Raw genomic sequence first — 18,897 nt, 5'->3', positions numbered from 1 at the left:
GTCCGCCGACCCAGGGGTTGACTCATTTGCATCAGTCAATTGATCACGATTATGGGAATAAATTCCAAGGAATATCCGATTCCATATTCGCGCCCACGGGGGATATGCCAAAGGGGCTGTTAGCGTTCACGCCCAGTTGACAGGCAGCAATCAAACCGGGGAGTTTGCCGTGGGGGGCACACTGAGAAAGAGGCGACCAGCCAGCTGGCCGATCGCCATTGCGGGGCTGGTCACACTGGCCCTGCCCATCACGTCCGTCGGCGCAGCACCGGCCGCTTCAGCGGCACCGGCGGCGGGCAAACCGGCAGCACCGGCGGCGGGCAAACCGGCCGCACCAGCAGCACCCGCCGCACCAGGAGCACCCGGAGCACCCGGAGCACCCGCAGCTCAGACGCCGCCGAAGCGGCCGACGACCGAACGGGAGGCCGCGGAAGACGCAGCGCTCGCGGAGGCCAAGCGCACCGGGAAGCCCGTGCCCGTGGCTGCGGCGACCACCGAGACCGACGCCGTGGTGGCCAACCCGAACGGCTCCCTCAGCCTGACCCGCAGCGTCGCTCCCTTGCGCACCCAGCGCGACGGCACATGGGTCGACCTCGACGCCACCCTCGTCAAGGCGGCCGACGGCATGCTCCGCCCGAAGGCGACCACCAACGGTCTGACCCTGTCCGGCGGCGGCACCGTGCCGCTCGCCACTCTGGAGCAGGACGGCAAGCAGCTCGTGCTGAGTTGGCCGGAGCCGCTCCCCACACCCGTGCTGGAGGGCGAGAGCGCCCTCTACCGCGAAGTGGTCCCGGGCACCGACCTGAAGGTGACGGCCGACAAGGCCGGCGGAATCTCCCAGATCCTCGTCGTCAAGTCCGCCGAGGCCGCCAAGCACCCGAAGCTCGCCAAGCTGACCACGGGCCTCAAGGGCGAAGGCGTGACCGTCTCCGCCGACGGCCAGGGCAACCTCAAGGCGGCCGACGCCTCGGGCCGTACGGTCTTCCGCGCCCCGGCCCCGACGATGTGGGACTCCACCGCCCCGGTCCGGGCTCCGCTCTCCAAGCCCTCCAGCTCCACCGCGTTCTCCCAAGCGGCCAAGGGCCGAGGGTCCGCGCCGACCGGCGCGGACGAAGAACCTGCCCGGCCCGTCTCCGGCACCGACGGCCCGGGCGACTTCGCCAAGGTCGCCCCGCTCCGGGCCGACCTGGGCAAGGATTCCCTCGCCCTGGCACCGGACCAGGCCTTCCTCACCGACCCCGCGACCGCCTACCCGGTGTACATCGATCCGGCGTGGCAGCCCACCAGCCGCGGCACGCAGCACTGGGCTTGGGTCCAGGAGGCCTACCCGGGCGCCAACAACTACGACGACTACAACGACACCTACGACCCGGGCGTCGGCTACCAGCGCTGGCGGGCCAGAACCGGACTGGAGCGCTACTACGTACAGGTCGACACCAGCGACCTGGGCGACAAGAGCCTCAGGAAGGCCTCCTTCTTCGCGACCCAGTCGTACGCGGCGGACGCGACGTGCAGCCGGACCTACGACGTGGACCTGCACTCCACCGGAGAGCTGCCCTCCAACATCACCTGGGACACCCAGCCACGCGACTGGGAGGTCCTGCGCACCACCTCCATCAACAGCGCGGGCGGCCCCGGCTGCCCCGGCTCCACGAGCCGCGGCGAGTGGGACGTGCTCAACCACCTCGCCGCCAACTACTGGCGCGGCAACCTCACCTACGGGCTCTTCGCGTCCAACGAGTCCAAGAGCGGCAGCAACAACTCCTTCAAGCGCTTCACCCGCAACAAGAACGACCTGCCGTTCCTGTACGTCGAGTACAACCGGCGCCCGTACGACCCCTGGGCGCTGGGCACGTTCCCCGCGCCGCAGAACCCCAGTGGCACCGGCTGCGGCTGGGTGGGCGCCACCAACTACGCGGGCCTCAGCATCGGTGCCTGGATCGGCGACCCGGACGGGCAGACGAACGCCGCCCGCTTCCTGGTCAACGACACCGCGGACTCCAGCCTCGCCTTCGACAGCGGTTGGATCGGGTCCGCGGCTGGAACCCACTGGGTCGCCGCCCACCCCACCTACCTCGTGGACGGCCACACCTACAGCTGGCAGGTCCAGAGCGGTGACGGGGACATGGCATCCAATTGGGTCACCGGATGCAGCTTCACCATGGACACCCAGCCGCCGTCCGTTCCCGTGGTCACCTCCGCCGAGTACCCGCCGTCCGGCACCCTGCCCGGCTCCGCGCAGCACATCGGCCAGCCCGGAACCTTCACGGTGAAGTCCACCGATTCCCTCAGCGGGGTCACCTCCTACGAGTGGTCCCTGAACGGAACCATCCCGGTGGGCGGCGCCCAACAGGTCGAAGCGGCCGCTGACGGGAGCGCCACCCTCAAGCTCACCCCCACGACCTGGGGCACCAACGTCCTTCGCGTCCAGTCCGTGGACCGCGCGGGCAACCGCTCGCAGCAGCACACGTACGCCTTCTACGTGCCCGACAACCCGAACGCCAAGACGACCCTCGGCGACATCACCGGTGACGAGCGGGTCGACTTCATCGCCCCGACGGACAACGGCGACCTCGTCGTCTACCCGACCGCCGTCGACCCGGCCGCCGGCGGCGTCATCGCCTCCAACGTGGCCAACAGCCCCGGGGGCAAGGGCTGGGGCCCCGGCACGCTGACGACGCACCGCGGCGGCAACGGCATCCGCATCGACGACCTGTGGACCTACCGCGACGGGGAGCTCACGCTCTACCGCAACTCCCTCACCAAGGGCGGCCTCGAAGCCAACGGCGGCCTCTACTACAACCGGACCAACGCAGCCGGTGTGCCACGGCCCTACACGCAAGACTGCAAGGTAGCCGCCACCGGCCGACCCTGCGGTGCGGAGTACGTCGAGAACTGGACCCGGGTCAAGCAGATCCTTGCCGTCGGTGACGCGCTGCCGGAAACGGGCGCCACCCCGCGCAACGACCTCCTCACCGTGGAGAACGACGGCACGAACAGTTCACTGGTGCTCTTCCAGGGCACCGGTGCCACCGGCGAGCTGCGCGATCCGCTCGTACTCGTCCTCAGCCCCACCGGCTGGGACAACCTCACCCTCATCGCACCCGGCGACGCCACCGGCGACGGCCTTCCCGACCTGTGGGCCCGCGACGGCACCACCGGTGACGTCTACCAGTACGCGAACGTCGCCGGAAACCCGGCAGCCCTCGGTGACCACACCAAGCGCACCAAGATCGCCTCCGGCCTCCAGGGCGCCACCCATCCCGTAGTCGGCTCGTCGGGCGACACCAGCGCCGACGGCATCCCCGACCTCTGGGCCCTGGACAGCCTCCACCGGCTGCGCACCTGGGACGGCACCGCCACCACCGGGAAGGTCACCGGATTCGGTAACGGCCGCACCATGGGCGATGCCCGCATCTCCGGCTCGCACTGGAAGCTGGACGAAGGCGCGGGATCCGCTGCCGCTGACCTGCGCCGCCGCAACAACGCCACGCTCAGCGCCACCGGCGCCACCTGGGCCAACGACACCGTCGCCGGCACCGCCACCAAGGTGCTCGCCCTCGACGGCAATTCCGGCAGCGTCACCGCCACCGGCCCCGGCGTCGACACCACCCGGAGCTTCACGGTGTCGGCCTGGGCCAAGTCGGAGAAGCCGTCCGTCGTCCTCAGCCAGGACGGCCAGCACGCCAGCGGCTTCATGCTCTGGCACGACGCCGACGGCACCTGGCGCTTCGCGATGTCGGTCAAGGACGACGACGACTGGGCCTACGACCAGACCATCACCATGAACGAAGTCGCCAAGGTCAAGACCGGCGCGTGGACCCAGCTGACCGCCACCTACGACGCCACCACCGGCCTGATCGCCCTGTACGTCAACGGCACCCTGGCCGGCACCGGCCACCACGCCAAGACCAGCGCCTGGAACGCCACCGGCCCCCTGGTCCTGGGCCGCTACAAGCACCGGAGCCTGCCCTCCTCCTACTTCGAGGGCAAGATCAGCAACGTCGCGGTCTACTCCCACTCCACCGTCCCCACCACCGCGGGCGCCGGCACCAAACTGGTCTCGGCATTGAGCTCGGCCAAGTGCGCGGACAACAACGGCGGCAACAACGCCGATGGCAACCGCATCCAGATCTGGGACTGCAGCAGCACCGACCAGGACACCGCCCAGAGGTTCGAGGTCACTGCGAACGGTGAACTCCGCGTCGGCGGAAAGTGCGTGGACGTTGCAGGAGGTGGCACGGCCAACGGCACCCCGGTCCTGCTGTGGACGTGCGCTACCGGCGCCTACAACCAGCAGTGGCTCCCCACGGCGACGGGCGGCTTCTTCAACCCGACCGCCAACCGCTGCCTCGACGTGCCGTCCGCACGGCTCGACAACGGAACACAACTCCACATCTGGGACTGCATGGGCAACAACAACCAACGCTGGCACACGCCCGGCCTCGCGACACCCCTGGCCGGCTGACCGCCGACCCCGACCTGCCGGCCCGCCCCCTCCGCGATCGCGGAGGGGGCGGGCCGGTTTCCACACCCCGGAGCACCGGCAGAGCATCCGTCCGGGCGAGCCGAGCACCGAAGACCAAGCCCTGCCCACCCCTGCTCCTCATACCTGGGACTGGTGACGACCGGACCACCTACGACCCTTGACTCACCCGGTCCCGCTTCAACCGAACGGCGTTGGTACGAGCAGCCCCTCCGCTGGCGCGGGCCAGGGCGTCGGTTCACTGCTGATGCGGACGGCTCGATCGCGTCGGCTGGAGCGCGTTGGCGAACACGTAGTCGCCGACGTTGGTGCCGATCTCCCTCCCGTCCTCGGCGTCCCAGCGGAAGTGCACGCCCAGCCACATTCGGCTGAACTCGCCCTCCTCGGCGACCTGGCTGAAGCTGTTCATCCGGCGGAACCGCTCGAGGGTGTGCGGGTCCTCGGACTGCGCGGTGAACGAGGCGTCGTCACGGCCGAAGAAGTTCTGCATCGCGGCTGCCCACGCACCGGTGAAGTTGGCGTGCCCGGAGGTCCAGGCGATGAAGCACGGGGTCCACGGCTTTCCCGCCCGGTCCGCGCTGAGGGGTTGCCAGTTCGCGTTCTCTCCGCCCAGCGCCTGGATCGCGGACACCGGACGCCATTCGTTGATGGGCCCGTCGAACTTGCTGTCCCAGGCCGTGATCCCGGCATCCGCGAGGGTTAGCGCCGACAGTGCGAACAAGCGGGTCGTCTCGTACGTGTCGAGCTTGAACTTCTTGGCGACCGTCCCGGTCAGCTGGAGCAGCTGCCCCGGGGGGTGGTAGGTGCCGTTCAGGTCGTGGTCCCAGAACCAGCCGATGACGGTCTGTTCGCGGGTGCGCTCGGTGGAGTCGACGGCACCCACGCGTCGCACCTCGTCGACCTGGCGCGCATACTCCGGGCTGTTCACCATCTTGTCGTAGGAAGTGAAGCCGCGCAGGCTGGGAGGCCGGAACTGCGAACCGGAGCGGAGCACGAACGGCTTCACCTTGCCCCAGTTCGGGGTCACCGCGTCGCCAGGCTCCTGGCAGGCCCCCTCGTCAGCCGTCGCCTCTTCGCCCGTCGGCCGCCAGGCTCCGGGTGTGGTGGTGTCGCCGTCGTAGAGCTCCGGGTTGTCCGAACCGTCGTTCGCCCGCGCCTTGTTGATCTGCCTCACCACGCGGTCGACCACGAGGCGGTCGAGGGGGTCGTGGGCACGGGGGGAGCGGCCGGTCCGGGCCTCGTACCGGGCGTCGATGAAGGCCCGGTCTCCCGGGTACAGCTCGGAGAGCATCCGGTACGCCGTGCGGTCGATCAGCCGCTCTTCTTCGTCCGCGGGCGGCTTCGACGAGTCGGTGGCGTACTTGAGCGGCCGGTTGAGGTACGGCTCGTACTTCATGGTTCCGTACGTGTTCTGGTAGGCGCTCTCGGCGTTGTAGATCGCCGCGAAGACCATGGCCCCGGATCGGGAGAGTTTGCCGGGCGAGGCGTCCCAGCCCCGCGCATTGCGGAACGTCTGAAGCAGGACCTTGTTCCAGTACTGCGTCGGATCGCCCTTGCGCTCCGGCCCGGCGGCGGCCTGCGGCGCAGCGGCCGCCACCGGACTCAGCCCGGCAAGCAGGGCACCGGCCACGACGACGGCCCGGAGCCGTCCCAGGCGCCTGCCTGCGCGGGACTTCGAGCGCGGTAGCGCGGACTTCGCGGCCGACTGGCGGCCATGGTTGGGCATGAGGGGCACGGCGTTCCTTTCGGTATGTACATGGAAATGCGCATCCGATCGCGGTCGCGATGGATGGGCGGTGCACCAACTGGCCGCGAACGGACGCGACTTCCCATGCGCATGCCGCTGCCGCCGTTGGAAGACCTGTGCCGCCCGCTCAGGCCTTCGCCCCTCCCCGCCGCGGACCAACCGCACTCCTTGGCGAACAACTCAGGCAACGCGGCCCGCTCGTCCAAGCCGAGCCGTGCGGGACCCGTTCACCACCCGGCGGAGGCCGTCGACGCGCCTGCGCCCCCTCACCGGTCGGGGGAGGGGGCGCAGGCCCTGCTCGTCCATCAGGACGCGGGCGGAATGCTCTGCTCGTACTTGAAGACGTTGTGCGGGTCGTACTCCGCCTTGATCGTGCGCAGTCGGTCGAAGTTGGATCCCCAGTAGGCGGTCTCCCAGTCCTGCATGCCCACGTTCGGCACGTTGACGTAGGCGCCGTCCACGTAGGGGCGCAGGGCCAGGCTGAATTCGGCGATCCAGGCCTGGGCCTGCGGGGTGAGCGGGTCGCAGACGCCCGGCTCTTCGGAGCGGGTGCCCCAGCCGGCACCGGGCTCGGAGTAGAAGAGCGCATCGCGGTGCGGGAACGCGGTGCCGCCACGGGGGGTCTTCCTGACCGCCCCGCCGAACGCCTGCGCGAAGAAGTTGCTGTCGTCCGTGGGCGCGTTCTGCATGTACGAGACGATCACATCGATCGCCTTGCTCGGGAACGGCTTTCTGGTGAACTGGGAGTAGAACTTCCAGTTCGCGGGTTCGTCCGCGGTCGGGATCTGGAAGCCGGCATACACGTCGCCCCAGTTCCCCACCTGCACCGCCACTTGCGGGCTGTCGATCGACAGGAGCGGGTCCAGCAGCTTCTTCGCCTCCGCGGGTGTTCCTTCCGCGAGGACCCCGAACAGGAAAATCTGGTTCCGGTGGATTTCGAGCTGGGTGCCGAGGCGGTCGTCGATGTACGGCGCAGTGCGCTGATAGGTGTCGAAGATCCTGCGCAGGTCGCCGATTCCGTCCCAGGTGGCCTGTACGTACGTGACGCTCTTCAGCGGGGCCACGTTGTAGGTGAGTGAGGTGACGATCCCGAAGTTGCCGTTGCCGGCTCCGCGCAGCGCCCAGAGCAGGTCCCCGTGGTGGCGCAGGTCGACCTTGACCACCTTGGCGCACTCGTCGCCTTCCGCAACCACGATCTCAGCACCGATCAGGCTGTCGCAGGCCATGCCGAGCCAGCGGGTGAGGAAGCCGAAACCGCCGCCGAGTGTCGCCCCGGACAGGCCCACGGTGCCTTCGGTCCCCGTCGTCACCGCGAAGTTCTGCTCCGCGAGCGTGGTCACCGCTTCCAGCTGGCTGAGCCCGGCGCCGACCGTCGCGATCCGGGCGGCGCTGTCGATGTGGACCGACTTCAGCTCGCTGATGTCGATCACGAGACCGTTGTCGACGTTCGACCAGCCCTCAAGGCTGTGGCGGCCGCTCCGGACCCGTACCGCGACGTCGTTCTGCCGGGACCACGTCAGGGCGTTGACCACGTCCTGGGTGTTCTGGGCGAAGACGATGACCAGCGGGTAGTGGGAGAAGAGCTGGTCCCAGCCGAGGCGGGCTTCCGTGTACCCGGCGTTGTCGGGGCGGACGATGCGGCCGGTCAGCTTAGCCGGCGGGCACTTCGTGTGCTTGGGGGGCTCGTTCACGGCGCTCGCACCGTGGGCCTCCGCGGTCGTGACGCCTTGCGCGACGACCGCGCCGGCACCGGCGACCGCGGTCGCCTTGAGTAGTTTGCGACGGGAAAAGTCGTTCATAGTCCGTCTTTTTCCTCTCGGCCACCGATAGGTGCGAATGATTCCCTTACGGGCGATTTAGGCGAAGTGGACGGTAGCAAGGACGTCTGCGTGGACTGCTCCGACACACTCGCGATCTCGGCCGTAGGGGCTAACGCCGTAGCTCCACAGCGCGAACCCGATGCGCTTGGCTGGTAATACGGCTGCATTACCGGGGCCTGGATGGGCTGCAGTTCCTCCGGAACCCCCGGCGGCCTCGCCCTTCCGGTGACCGATCACCTCGTGGAAGCGCAGGAGTTGGTCGCCGAGACTCTCCAAGGTGACCGGGCTCGCGGCCGGAGACGTCCCCGCGGTCAAGTACGAGGCGGGCGCGAGCGGCGGGACCGGGCACACCCCCGTGCTTCGATCGCTCGCCGCACGGTGTCAGCGTCCGGGGGCGGTCCCGGACGCGACGGCAAACCTTGCGGTATTCGCCAAGCAGCGGTGCAACAACGGGGCCGGGGGTCATCCGCAGATCATGCTCGCGGTGCTGGTGGCCTGCGGGTCACCGAAACGCGCAGGTCACAGGCCCCGAGATGGACGTGGCCGAGGCGCACGGCAATCGAGGCGACCTCGGCCAGCCTGATCCGCTAGGCTGTCAGCGGTCAGTCGGCTACCAGGCGTGTGCCCGGGAAAGTGTCCGCGAGGGCGCTGCCCGCTCCGCATACGCACGCAAGCTGACCAGGACGTTCGTCCGTCCGCGTCGGGCGGCCCCAGCGGGGTTTCCGACAAGGTTCGCGACGAGCCCCCGCCTTCGTAGCTCAGGGGATAGAGCACGGCTCTCCTAAAGCCGGTGTCGCAGGTTCGAATCCTGCCGAGGGCACGGACGGGGCCCCGCGGTCGATATCGATCGCGGGGCCCCTTTGCGTTGTGGTTACATGGCGCACGTGTCGCGTGACGCCGCCTACTGAGATGTGGGCCGGGCGGTGGTTGGGCAGGCACCTGTTGTTGAAGGACCGGGCCCATGGGCATGTACGCCACCGGCTACGGGTGATCTCCCTCGGTTGTTTCGCTGCCGTCGCACGCACACACACCGTGAGGAATTACACACTCCGTGTCATCGTTCAATCACACCGCCATCGAAGAGTTCAGGGCGAACGCCGGCCAGGTCGGCGGGCCCATCGAAGGTTCCGAGCTGATCCTGCTCACCACCACCGGCGCCAGGTCCGGAAAGCCGCACACCGTTCCGCTCGGGTTCGCCCGCGAGGACGGCGGCGGGGGCGGCGGGGAGCTGTTCGTCGTCGCGTCCGCCGCCGGGGCCGACCGGCATCCCGCCTGGTACCACAACCTGCTCGCGCGTCCCCTCGTAGAGGTCGAGACCGGGACGCAGACGTACGAGGCCGTCGCCGTCCCCGCCCAAGGGGCGCGGCGGGACGAGCTGTTCGCGCGGATCGTCCGCGCGGAGCCCGGGTACGGGGAGTACCAGGCGCGCACCCGGCGGGTGATCCCCGTCGTCGCGCTCCAGCGCACGCACGAGGTCCCGGCCCGGGAGGGCGGGATCGCCGGGAAGCTGCTCGAGGTGCACGGCTGGCTGCGGGCGCAGCTGGCCCTCGTACGGGAACTCGCGCGCGAAGAGCCGCAGGGCGCCGGGGCGGCCTCGCTCGGGCTGCAACTGCGCCAGCACTGCCTCGCGTTCTGCCATTCGCTGGAGTTCCACCACCGGAGCGAGGACGCCGGCCTCTTCCCGTACCTGGAGCAACAGCATCCGCACATGCGGGAGTTCTTCCTCCGGGTGGGCGCCGAGCACCGCGTCATCGCCCGGCTCCAGGAGGAGTTGGTGCGCGCCCTGGACGCGCCCGGCGCCGGCTTCAGCGAGCGGGTGGAGCGGATGAGCCGGGAGCTGGAATCCCATCTCGACGGCGAGGAGGCGCAGTTGCTCCCTGTCCTGCGGGCCCTGGAAGCGTGACGCGGGCCTCGGCGCCGCCCGCCTCCCGGTTGCGGAAGGTAAGGGTGGCGCCGAGGACCCGGGCCTGGGCGGCCGCGATGGTCAGGCCCAGCCCGTGGCCCTTGCTGGTGCCCTCCGTACGGAACCGCTGCGGTCCGGTGGTCAGCACGTACTCCGGGTAGCCGGGGCCCGAGTCCGTCACGGTCAGGGTCCGGCCGTCGACCGTGAGCGTGACCGGGGCCGCGCCGTGGCTGTGCGCGTTGGCCACGAGGTTGCCCAGGATCCGCTCCAGGCGCCGCCGGTCCGTGTCCACCCGCAGGGATCCGCGCGAGCCGCGCACCTCCAGGGCCGTGTCGGTGCCGGAGGCACGGATCGCGCGCGCCGCCAGGTCGGCCAGGTCGTGCGCGTCCAGCTCCAGGCGTTCGCTGCGCGTCTCCAGCCGGGAGATCTCCAGGAGGTCCTCGGTCAGCGAGCGCATCGCCCGAACCCGGTCCCGTACGAGCTCGGCCGGACGGCCCGGCGGCAGGAGCTCGGCGGCTGCGTTCAGGCCGGTCAGCGGGGTGCGGAGCTCGTGGGCGACGTCCGCCGTGAACCGCTGTTCCGCTTCGAGCTTGCCCTGGAGCGAGGAGGCCATGGTGTCCAGGGCCCGGGAGACCGCCGCCACCTCGTCCTTGCTGCGCGTGCTGTCATCGACGCGCGCGTCGAGGTCGCCGGCGCTGATCCGGCGGGCCACCTGCGCGGTCAGGTGCAGCCGCCGGGTGATCCGGGTGACGACGAACGCGCCGATGAGGAGGGTCGCCCCGATGGCGAGCCCCGAGGAGCCGAGGATGGCCCGGTCCAGTTCGGCGATGGTCCGCTCGCTCGCGCGGAAGTCCACGGAGACGGCTATCGCGCCGCCGTGGGCGGCGGGCCCGGCCGCCCACATCACGGGCCGGCCGCGGTGCCTGCCGACGGCCGTGCCGCGCTTGCCGCCGACCGCCAGGGCGCGCAGCTCCGGCGGCAGGCCCGCAGGGTCGATGCCTTCGCCGCGCGGCATGCGCCCGCCGGCCTCGTAGATCTCGATGGCCCGTTCCAGCCGGGTCAGCGCCTTCTCGCGGGCCACGCCCACGGTCTGGCGGGTCATGGCGCCGTGCACGAGGCAGCCCAGCAGTGCCGCGAGGCCGCAGCACATGAGGGTGATGAAGACCGTGGCCTTCCAGGTCAGGGTCGAGGTCCAGGCGGGCAGCCGCAGGGGCGGCCGCAACCGCTCGTCGCGCTGCATGTCGTTCATGGTCACGTCACGGTAATGCGCGAGCCCCGGAGGGTGAGCGGCTGTATTCGGCCGGATCGCATCGGGTCCGGCCGGATTGCGACGGATCTCGACGGATCGCGACCGATCGCCGGTCGGACCACTGCCCAGGACCGCTGCCCCCGCACAGCGCGCCGGAGCGCCGCGCCGGGCCCCCGCGCCTGAGCGCCGCGCCGGCCCGGGGCGCACGAAGCCCTTCCGGCCCGGGCCGGAAGGGCTGTGCCATCACGGTCAGCTCAGGCCACTGCTGCGTTCGCCGATGCGGTCGCCCTGCGGAGTGCCGGCCCGCTTGAGCGCGGCCTTGGTGTGCAGTCCGCCCTTGACCTTGCTCCGTACCGGACCGCTGAAGCCGTGTCCCGGAGCGCGCGGCGGTTGCGCCTGCTCCTGCGCCCTCGCGATGGCCGCCCGGACATCCCGCTTCTGCTCTTTGTTCATCCCGTCGTCAACTCCTTCGGGAAGCACCCAATCGGACTACTGGGATCGTATGCACATATACGGACCAACGCACCCGGACCGATGTGCAAAGAATTCCGATCAAGAGCCCGATCGAGGGCCCGATCAGGGGCCGATCAGGGACCCGATCAGGGGCGCGGCGGAGCCGGACGCTTCGGCTGGCCGAGCGTCTGGTGCACCAGGTCCTCCGGGCAGGGCGTCCCCCGCGGCAGCTGGTACTTCGCCGCCACCCGGTACTCCCCGGGCGCCGGTGCCAGCAGCTCCGTCCACACGTCCCCGGTCTCGTCCGGAGCGGCCTTGAAGAGGCATCCCGCCGTGTTCGCGTACTGCTTGCGCAGCGCGCCGCCCTCCCCGCTCCCGCCCCGCGCCTTCGAGGCGAAGGTCTCCTGCGGCGGCGGTACGGGCTTGCCCGTCGCGTCCACGAGCCCCAGCCACGGCGAGTGCGGGATCCGCACCAGGACCCGTCCGGGCTGCTTCACGTCGACGACCAGCTGGTCGGCGCTCGCCCGCACCACGGTCGCCGGTCCGGCGACCAGGTCGGTGGGCTCCTGGACCTTGAAGAGCAGCCAGTTCTCGTCGCCCCACACCTGCTGGAGGTACGGGAGCCCCCCGCGCACCAGCTTCGCCTCGTCCTCCCCGCCCGAGTCGGGTTTGTCGGCGGGCAGCACCACGTAGTGCACGGCCCAGCGCTCCAGCCAGGCCCGGTAGCTGTCGGCGCTCAGGGTGTCGTCGTAGAAGAGCGGGTTGCGCTCCAGGTCGGCCTGCCGGTTCCAGCCGCGCGCGAGGTTCACGTACGAGGGGAAGGCGGAGGACTCGCGGTGGCTGCTGGCCGGGACCACCTCGACCCGGCCGCGGTCGGCGCCGGCCTTCTGTAGCTGGTCGACGAGCGGGGCCAGCTCCCGGCTCCAGGCGGCCAGCGGGGTGGTCCGGACGATGTCGGTGACGCTGTTGGTCGTGATCCAGGCGTTCAGCCCGACGAAGGCCAGCAGCACCGCGTACCAGCGCCGCGAGCGGGAGAGCTCGTACGGGAGGGCCGCGAGCAGCGCGACCCCGCCGAACAGCATCACCAGGCGGGTGACGTTCGAGCCGACCTGGGAGTCGATCGCCCAGGTGAGGAAGACACCGAGGGCGTAGACGGCCGAGGCGATCCGGACGGTCTTCCACCGCCTCGGTACGAGGAACAGGATCAGCAGCCCGAACACGAACGGCAGCCCGGCCGAGCCGATCTTCATCGGCTGCGTCCCGGAGAACGGGAACAGCCACGCCGACAGGCCCACCACGGCCACCGGGGCCAGCCCCAGCGCGTACGCGCCCGGGCGCCGCCCGCTCAGGAACAGCGCGGCCGCGATCACCCCGAGGAAGAGCCCGGCGACGGGGCTGGCGGCGGTCGCGAGGCCGGCGAGCGGGGCCGCCACCGCGGCCTTGGCCCAGCGCCGCTCCGCCCATTTGCGGGGCCAGCAGAAGACGGCGGCCACGGCGCCGAGCGCGAACATCACGCCGAGGCCGAAGGTGACGCGGCCCGAGAGGGCGTTGCAGAGCAGGCCGTAAACCCCGGCCAGGGCGGGCCACAGGGGCTCGCGCACGGCCCCGCGGCAGCGGGTCAGGATCAGCGCGAGCAGCCCGGCCGAGACGGTACCGGCGATCATCATCGTGGTCCGGACGCCGAGCATGTGCATGAGGTACGGCGAGACCACGCTGTACGAGACGGGGTGCATGCCGCCGTACCAGGCGAGGTTGTAGGCCGAATCGGGATGGCGGCCGACGAACTCGGCCCAGGCGTCCTGCGCGGCCAGGTCGCCGCCGCTGTTGGCGAAGCTGAAGAACCAGACGACGTGCAGCAGCCCGGCGAGGACGGTGGCGACGACCACCGGGTGGCGCCGGGCACCGTCGAGAACGGCGGCGAGCCGGCCGCGGGGCGGCCGTGCGCCTCCGGGCGTGGAAGGTGCCGCGGACGCGCCGGGCGCGGCGGACCCAGTGGTCCCGGCGGAACCAGTGGTCCCGGCGGAACCGGTGACCACGGCGGTCGCGGACACCGCCGGAGCAGCGCCGTCGCCGTCGGCCGGCGGGATGGCTTCCGGGCGCCGGCCCTGCTGCTCAGCGGTGGTCACTGCCGCACTCCCCAACCCATGAGTCCACGAACTTCCCTGGGGCCAAGACGCGGCCCGGCGCCCCGGGGTTGCCCGGGGCGCCGGATCCACGCTCTCACCGGATGTCAGCCGACGCGCGTCAGCTTGCTGCCGATCCCCGGCGCGGCCAGCTCGGACTTCAGCGCCACCGGCACCTTGACCTGGCTGGCACCCTCGCCGACGGTCAGCACGCCGACCTCGGTACCGGCCTTCGCGGTCTGCGGCAGCTTGCCCCCGCCGTCCGCGAGCTTGATGTCCACGGTCAGCGAGGCCCAGCCGACCGCCTGCACGTCGGCGGTGGCCACCACCGGCGTCCGGCCGCCGAGACCGTCGTCGACGTAGCCCACGACCTGGCCCTTCTTCACGACGGTCGCGCCGTCGAGTGCCTTTTGGGTGGCGAGCATCAGCTCCTTGCTCGCGGCGAGCACGGTGTCGATGATCGCCGGCTTGTGCTGGCCGAGGACGGCTCCGACGATGAGCTGGTTGGTGTTGCCGACCTTCTTCTGGGCGGCGAAGAGCAGGTTTCCGCCCGCCTTCGTCGTCGTACCGGTCTTGATGCCGAGCGCGCCGGTGGGTCCGGTGAGGCCGTTCCAGTTCCGCCAGTTCTTGCCGGACGGGTCGACCCAGTTGGGCTTCTTGGTGATGTCGAGCAGCGTCTCGATCTCGACCAGCTTCAGGCCCAGCTTCACCTGGTCCTCGGCGGTGCTGACCGTGGTCGCGTCCAGACCCGAGGGGTCCGTGTACGTCGTGTTGGTCATGCCGAGTTCCTTGGCGGTGTCGTTCATCTTCTTGACGAACGCCTCCTGCGACCCGGAGTCCCAGCGCGCGAGCAGCCGCGCGATGTTGTTGGCCGACGGGATCATGAGGGCGGCGATCGCGTCGTACTCCGAGATCTTGTCGCCCTCCTTGACCGTGTCGAGGGTGGACTCGTTGTCGGTCGAGTTGTTCTTCTTGCCCTCGGTCTCGGCCGTCTTGTCGACGTCGATCATCGCGCCCTGCTCACCCTTCTTGATGGGGTGGTCGCGCAGGATGATGTACGCCGTCATCGACTTGGTGACGCTCGCGATCGGCACGGGCTTCTGCTCGCCGGACTGGCCGAGCGTGCCGAGACCGGCGGCCGCCATGTACGCCTGTCCCTCGGAGGGCCACGGCAGCTGGGGCTTGGCACCCTCGAAGGTGTACGAGGACTTGCCGGTCTTGACGAGCTTCGGCTCGGGCAGCGGGCGCACCAGCTGCACGACGGCCAGGATGACCACCAGGAGCGCGACGAGCGGCGCGTAGATCTTGACCCGCCGGATGGCGGTGCGCATCGGGCTCGGCGGCGGGGGCGGGTTGTTCGTGAGGTCCGCCAGCATGTCGAGCGGCGGCTTGGGCGGCAGCGGCTGCTGCGTGGTCCGCTCGGAGTGGTCGAGCCGCGCGGCGGCGGGCGGCACCGGAACCTTCGGCCGCTGCGCGGGCGCGGGCGCAGACGTGGGCGTGGCCGTGGGCGCGCTGCCCTCCGGACGCAGCGGCACGAAGGTGCTGCCCTTGGGCGTCTCGGCCGTGGGCTTGACGGCCGTGGGCTTGGCCTCGGCGGGCTTGGCCGCGGGCCCGGCCGCGGTCGGCTTGGCCAGGGTCGGCCTCGCGGCGGCGGGCTTGGCGGGGGCTGGCTTCGGGGCCTCCGCCTCGGCCGCGTCCACCTTCGGAACGCGGAAGACGGCGGTGCGCTCACTGTCCGCGGGCTTCTCGGCCGCTGCCGCCGGCTTCGACCCAGCAGCCGGAGCCGAAGCGGAGGCGGGCTTCACGGCACGGAACACCGCGGTGCGCTCATTGTCCGCCGGCTTCTCGGCCGGTGCGGCCGGCTTCGACCCAGCAGCCGGGACCGGAGCAGAAGCGGAGGCGGGCTTCACGGCACGGAACACCGCGGTGCGCTCATTGTCCGCGGGCTCGTCGGCGACCGGCTTCGCGGCCGCAGGCTTCGACGGCTCCGCGGCAGGAGCCGAAACGGAATCGGCCTTGAAGGCGCGGAAGACGGCAGTGCGCTCACTGTCCGCGGGCTCTTCGGCCTTCGGCTGCTCGACTGCGGGCTTCGGCTTGGCGGGCTGGAAGGCACGGAAGACGGCGGTGCGCTCGTTGTCCGCGGGTTCCTCGGCCTTCGGCTGCTCGGCCGCGGGCTTCGGCGCGACGACCGGAGCGGAGGCGGCGGAGGCCTTGGAAGCGGAATCGGATGCGGAGCCGGGATCGGATTCCGGCGCTTCGGCAGCGGCATCCGGCGTGCCGGACCCGACGGCGTCGGGCTCGTCCGTGCTCGCCTCGTCGTCCGCTGAAGCGGAATCTTCAGCTTCGCCCGTTGCGGCGTCGTCGGCGGAGGCGACCCATGCCGCCACTGCATCCCGCAGCGGATCCCGCCCCCCGGCCCCGGACTCGGACTTGGCTCCGGACTGGGCCCCGGCTCCGGCCCCGGACTTGGCACCGACCCCGGTCTCGGCTCCAGACTCGGCTCCGGACTCGGCCCCGGCCCCGGGCTGGTCTACAGACTCGGACTCGGCTCCGGACTTGGCTCCGGACTTGGCTCCGGCCCTGGACTCGGCCCCGGCCCCGGGCCGGGCTACAGACCCGGCTCCGGCGTCAACCTCGGCATCCGCATCCGCATCCGCATCGGCCTGGACATCGACGTCGACACCGGCACCGGCACGGGCGGCCGCGCCGCTCTCGGGATCGCGCGGCCGGAACACGGACAGCCTCGGATCACGCTCCGCGGACGACTCCGCCGCCCCCGGCGCTCCTTCATCTACCGACTTGTCGGGGGACTCGCCCGCCACCGTTCCTCCTCCATCGCCGCCACGTCCGGCTGTCCGAATGTCTAACAGTGTCCCGTCTCGGGAGCATCGCCCCCGTGCGAGACGAGAACGACATAGCTGCGGGTTCCCCCACAAAGCGACCACGCGCTCTCGACAGATGAATGTGAGAGGCGTCACCCTGTCACTCATCCACGCGGGGAGGCATGGATGGGCAGGAGCCGCAGAACAATTCCGGAGGAGCTTCTGCTGCTCGCCTTGGACCCGGCCACGGGTACCACGGCGCAGCCGCAGTCGCTCGACCTCGGCCTGGCCGGGGCACAGCTAGTGGAGCTGGCTCTGGCAGGACGGATAGCCCCTGATGGGGATCGTATCGCCGTGGTGATGCCACGGCCGACAGGAGATCCGACTCTGGACTCCGCACTGGAACTGCTGCGCAGGCGCGGCAGCCCGGTACGGGCCGTCCACTGGATCGGCGGACCCCGACTGGGGCTCCGTCAGATTTACCTCGCTCATCTGGAGCGCTGCGGCATGGTCCATGCCGTCGCGGGACAGATGTGCGGTGTGCTTCCGACGACTCGCTACCAGGCGACGGACACGGAGATCAGCCGGGAGATCCGAGCCCGGCTCGACAGTGCGATCCGCACCGGCGTACCGCCGGACCCGCGGACCGCGGCGCTCGCCGCACTGGCCCACGCGGTCGGACTCGGCAAGCACCTGTACCCCGGCAACGAGGGCCGGTCGTCCAGGTCCCGGCTGCGGGACCTGATCCGGCACGACCCGATGGGCGGACTCGTGGCGCATGCCGTGATGGACGTCCAGAACGGTGTGGCCGCACAGCCACGCCGTGACCGCGCACCCGCACCGCCGGCCCGGGCCACGGCGAGCAGCGTTCCGCTGCAGCCGCGCCGGACGGGCGCGATGGCCCGCGCGGCCGCGCACTGATCCACCCCGTTCCACCCCTGTTCCACCCCCGATCCACCCGATCACCCGTTCCACCCGCTTCATCGCACCACCATCGCAACGCCACCGCCCAGACCGACGTCCGCGAGGACCCGGTCGGTTCGGGAGCCGCCAGCGCGCGGGGTGGCGGGGCCGGTTCGCCGGACCCCGCCGCCCCGCGCGTCTGTGTTTCCGGGCCGTTCCCCAGCGGCGCCGCCCGCTTCGGTGGCAGTCTGCTCAAGACCAGATACGCAGAGAGACAGCTGCAACGACAGAAGAAGGCGGAGGTGCCGTTCACGTGGCGTCCAATGTCAATCCCACCGTCCGACGCCGCCGACTGGGCATGGAGTTGCGCAAGCTCCGCGAGGACAAGGGCATGACGGCCGAACAGGTCGCCGAGCGCCTGCTCGTCTCCCAGTCGAAGATCAGCCGACTGGAGAACGGCCGCCGCTCCATCAGTCAGCGCGACGTCCGCGACCTGTGCGACGTCTACGAGGTCGAGGACCGCCGCCTCATCGACTCGCTCATGCAGATGGCCAAGGATTCCCGCCAGCAGGGCTGGTGGCACGCCTTCGGCGACATCCCGTACAGCGTCTACATCGGCCTGGAGACGGACGCCGCCAGCCTTCGCACGTACGAGCCCCTGGTGATCCCGGGGCTGCTCCAGACGACGGAGTACGCCCAGTCCCTCGTTCGCGGCGCGTGGCCGGAGACCGCCCCGGCCGACGTCGACAAGCGCGTCCAGGTCCGGATGCACCGCCAGAAGCGACTCTCCGAGACAGACAACAACAACCCTGATCTCGGTCCGCTGCGCCTGTGGGCGGTGATCGACGAGGCCGCACTGCGCCGGCGCGTGGGCGACGCCCAGCTGATGATCCGGCAGCTCGAATACTTGATAGAGCAGTCGGAGCAGCCCCACGTCACGGTGCAGGTGATGCCCTTCGAGCTGGGCGCGCACCCCGGCGTGAACGGTCAGTACGCGATCCTGGAGTTCCCGGACGCGTCCGACTCGACCGTCGTCTACATCGAGGGCGTGACGAGCGACCTGTACCTGGAGAAGGCCAACGACGTCCAGAAGTACAGCGTGATGTACGAACACCTGCGCGCGCAGGCGCTCAATGTCGACCAGACCCGCGACTTCATCTCGGGGATCATCAACCAATATGCCGACAAGGGCGCGTAGGGGAGGGATACAGCCGATTTTCACCGCGCACGTGGCAGGAGGGTCGGCACCGTACACCGTCACTCCCCAGCCACAGAAGGCTTGAATGGAATATGCCACCCGGTCGGGTGAATGCTCGCTTCACCCGTCAGGAGCTGCCGGTAGCGTCGATCAGGTCAGCCGGAAGATTGGCCGACAGGACATCGGAACCACC

At 70.5% G+C, this 18,897-nt stretch carries 10 protein-coding genes and 1 tRNA gene; 5 read left to right on the top strand and 6 right to left on the bottom strand.

Going from position 1 to position 18,897, the window contains the following annotated elements:
• Window positions 1–478: 478 nt before the first annotated feature.
• Window positions 479–4,468 (top strand): ricin-type beta-trefoil lectin domain protein, encoded by a 3,990-nt coding sequence (locus OG594_RS04785; RefSeq protein ID WP_266595471.1) that lies wholly within the window; start codon window positions 479–481, stop codon window positions 4,466–4,468.
• A 256-nt stretch (window positions 4,469–4,724) separates the two neighbouring features.
• Here the strand turns inward: OG594_RS04785 and OG594_RS04780 are convergent, their stop codons facing one another.
• Both OG594_RS04780 and OG594_RS04775 read right to left on the bottom strand, forming a co-directional pair.
• A complete protein-coding gene (locus OG594_RS04780) occupies window positions 4,725–6,212 on the bottom strand; it encodes a vanadium-dependent haloperoxidase (protein ID WP_266595469.1) in 1,488 nt (495 codons plus the stop codon).
• Window positions 6,213–6,538: 326 nt separating this feature from the next.
• Window positions 6,539–8,032: an FAD-binding oxidoreductase gene (locus tag OG594_RS04775; RefSeq protein WP_266595467.1), complete on the bottom strand. Its 1,494-nt coding sequence runs from the start codon at window positions 8,030–8,032 to the stop codon at window positions 6,539–6,541.
• Between the two features lie 768 nt (window positions 8,033–8,800).
• Between OG594_RS04775 and OG594_RS04770 the strand changes: the two genes are divergently transcribed.
• Window positions 8,801–8,873: transfer RNA gene (locus OG594_RS04770), tRNA-Arg, on the top strand.
• 231 nt (window positions 8,874–9,104) lie between these two features.
• Window positions 9,105–9,956 carry a nitroreductase/quinone reductase family protein gene (locus OG594_RS04765; RefSeq protein ID WP_266595465.1) on the top strand — a complete coding sequence of 284 codons (852 nt, stop codon included), beginning with the start codon at window positions 9,105–9,107 and terminating at the stop codon, window positions 9,954–9,956.
• Here OG594_RS04765 and OG594_RS04760 read toward each other — a convergent pair.
• The 4 genes from OG594_RS04760 to OG594_RS04745 form a co-directional block, all read right to left on the bottom strand.
• Window positions 9,859–11,205: an ATP-binding protein gene (locus OG594_RS04760; RefSeq protein WP_266595463.1), complete on the bottom strand. Its 1,347-nt coding sequence runs from the start codon at window positions 11,203–11,205 to the stop codon at window positions 9,859–9,861. The genes OG594_RS04765 and OG594_RS04760 overlap by 98 nt on opposite strands.
• Before the next feature lie 249 nt (window positions 11,206–11,454).
• Entirely contained in the window at window positions 11,455–11,658 is a 204-nt protein-coding gene (locus tag OG594_RS04755) for a hypothetical protein (protein WP_266595461.1), read from the bottom strand.
• Between the two features lie 146 nt (window positions 11,659–11,804).
• Window positions 11,805–13,784, bottom strand: a complete 1,980-nt coding sequence (locus OG594_RS04750; RefSeq protein ID WP_266595459.1) for an MFS transporter — start codon at window positions 13,782–13,784, stop codon at window positions 11,805–11,807.
• Between the two features lie 104 nt (window positions 13,785–13,888).
• Complete coding sequence (locus OG594_RS04745; protein WP_266595457.1) at window positions 13,889–16,603, bottom strand: D-alanyl-D-alanine carboxypeptidase; 2,715 nt, start codon at window positions 16,601–16,603, stop codon at window positions 13,889–13,891.
• A gap of 186 nt (window positions 16,604–16,789) precedes the next feature.
• Here OG594_RS04745 and OG594_RS04740 point away from each other — a divergent pair, with 186 nt between their 5' ends.
• The gene (locus OG594_RS04740; protein WP_030390041.1) at window positions 16,790–17,524 is read left to right on the top strand and encodes a GPP34 family phosphoprotein; all 735 of its coding nucleotides are present in this window, start codon (window positions 16,790–16,792) and stop codon (window positions 17,522–17,524) included.
• A 295-nt stretch (window positions 17,525–17,819) separates the two neighbouring features.
• Window positions 17,820–18,704, top strand: coding sequence for a helix-turn-helix transcriptional regulator (locus OG594_RS04735; protein ID WP_030010145.1), 885 nt, complete (start codon window positions 17,820–17,822; stop codon window positions 18,702–18,704).
• The last annotated feature ends 193 nt before the right edge of the window (window positions 18,705–18,897 follow it).

This window comes from Streptomyces sp. NBC_01214 (assembly GCF_026340975.1).
Lineage (GTDB): Bacteria > Actinomycetota > Actinomycetes > Streptomycetales > Streptomycetaceae > Streptomyces.
This window is presented reverse-complemented; position numbering and strand designations above follow the sequence as displayed.

Coding starts and splice junctions, on each gene's coding strand:
- OG594_RS04780 (WP_266595469.1), bottom strand. CDS start 6,212: ATGCCCAACCATGGCCGCCAGTCGGCCGCGAAGTCCGCGCTACCGCGC.
- OG594_RS04775 (WP_266595467.1), bottom strand. CDS start 8,032: ATGAACGACTTTTCCCGTCGCAAACTACTCAAGGCGACCGCGGTCGCC.
- OG594_RS04760 (WP_266595463.1), bottom strand. CDS start 11,205: ATGAACGACATGCAGCGCGACGAGCGGTTGCGGCCGCCCCTGCGGCTG.
- OG594_RS04755 (WP_266595461.1), bottom strand. CDS start 11,658: ATGAACAAAGAGCAGAAGCGGGATGTCCGGGCGGCCATCGCGAGGGCG.
- OG594_RS04740 (WP_030390041.1), top strand. CDS start 16,790: ATGGGCAGGAGCCGCAGAACAATTCCGGAGGAGCTTCTGCTGCTCGCC.